The sequence below is a fragment of the Tepidimonas sp. genome, assembly GCF_046292505.1.
Lineage (GTDB): Bacteria > Pseudomonadota > Gammaproteobacteria > Burkholderiales > Burkholderiaceae_C > Tepidimonas.
On record NZ_JBKBQX010000073.1, the window covers coordinates 1 to 1,654 of the forward strand.

At 59.5% G+C, this 1,654-nt stretch carries 1 protein-coding gene; it reads left to right on the top strand.

What is annotated here, in order from left to right:
- Nucleotides 1–165: 165 nt before the first annotated feature.
- The coding region (locus ACK4TH_RS11690) for a hypothetical protein (protein WP_409626675.1) at nucleotides 166–1,654 on the top strand (1,489 nt) is incomplete at its 3' end.

Genomic DNA, 1,654 nt, shown 5'->3' on the forward strand with positions numbered 1-1,654 from the left:
GGATGCTTTCTATGCGTCCGTCGAGGGGCTGCGCTACCCGCAACTGCGCGACGTGCCGCTGGTCATCGGCGGGCGGCCATCTCGCTCATTGAGGACGATCCACGCTTTAGCGGTACTAGCTACAGTACCGCTAAAGAAACTGTGCGAGGCCAGCTATACGCCATCATGTCAGACGTTCTTGACAAGGTGGGCAAAGGTGCTTTCGGCACGCAACGCGGACAAGCCCATCTCCCAAATATCGTACGTGAACTGTTCGGGGAAAACACGGGCGACAAACTGGCCCGCGACTTTGCGACAGCATACACAAAAACGCAAGGTGTAGCGGTCGACCTGTTCAATACGGTCGGCGGCTCAATGAACAAGCTGGATAACTACCGGCTGCCGCAGGCGCAGAGCGCCGCCAAGCTGGTCAAGGCTGGAGAGAAACGCTGGATCGACGCGCACATGAAGGCGCTGGACTGGTCGCGCATGGCGTGGCCTGACGGTTCGCCGATTGACCCGCCAGACAGACAGCGTGTGCTTAAGTTCGTCTACGATACGATAACGACGAACGGAGCGGTCAAGATCGACGAGACGGCGGCGCGCGGACGTGGTCGGGCGCTCGGCAACGCACTTGAGAAACACCGCTTCCTTATCTACAAGGACGCATCGTCCTGGCTATCGGCTCATGAGGAGTTCGGCGACGGCAACCCTTTCGACGTAATCGTACGTCATATCGACGACATGGCGCATCGCATCGCCGCAGTCGAGACGTTCGGCCCGACGCCGGAACTTGCGCGACAGAACTTGCACGGATTGGTACGCAAGTTCGCAGCCGAGAAAGGCGGTAAGGCAGCGGCGGAAGCCGAAGCCGTCATGAACAACAAATTCGACCCGATGTTTGAGACGGCCATGCGGCAGAACCCGATGGACCCGAACAGCAACTTTGGGGCGCTGGTCGTCGGTACGTCCAACATCCTGACATCGGCGCAGCTTGGCAGCGCGGCGTTGCTGGCCATTCCCGGCGACTTCATGCAGACGACGATGGTACGCGCGTTTAACCGCATGAACGTCTTAGGCGGCGTAGACTTCTATCTCAAGTCGATTGCGACGGACCGCGCGTTCATGACCAAGATCGCCGCGCAGTCCGGTTTCGTAATGGACGAAGCGGTCATGTCGACCTACGCGGCGCAGCGCTTCACCGGCCTGTCGACTATTGGTCCGCAGGCAACGCGACGTGTCAGCGACAGCGTCATGCGCCTGTCCCTGCTGAGCGGCCACACACGGGCTGCGCGCTGGTCCGTACAGGCCGAGTTCATGGGGCTTATGGCGCGCAGCGCCGATGCCGAGTTTGACAAACTGCCATTCAAGGCTGTGCTGCAACGCTACGGTATCACGCCGGACGAATGGGACGTGTTTCGTCAAGGCGTGTTTCCGTGGCAGCCGAGAAAGGACGTCAATTTCCTGCGCCCTATCGACATCTTGCAGACGAACATCCCGAACAAGGACGCGCTGTATCGCAAGCTGCAAGGTATGGTATTCGAGGAGAGCCGTAAAATGGTGCCGGAAAGCACTATCGAGGGGTCGGTATTCCTCAAGGACACAACGCGCCCCGACACGTTGGCAGGCGCGTTGCTCCACAGCTTTGCCATGTACAAGAACTTCCCCGTATCGT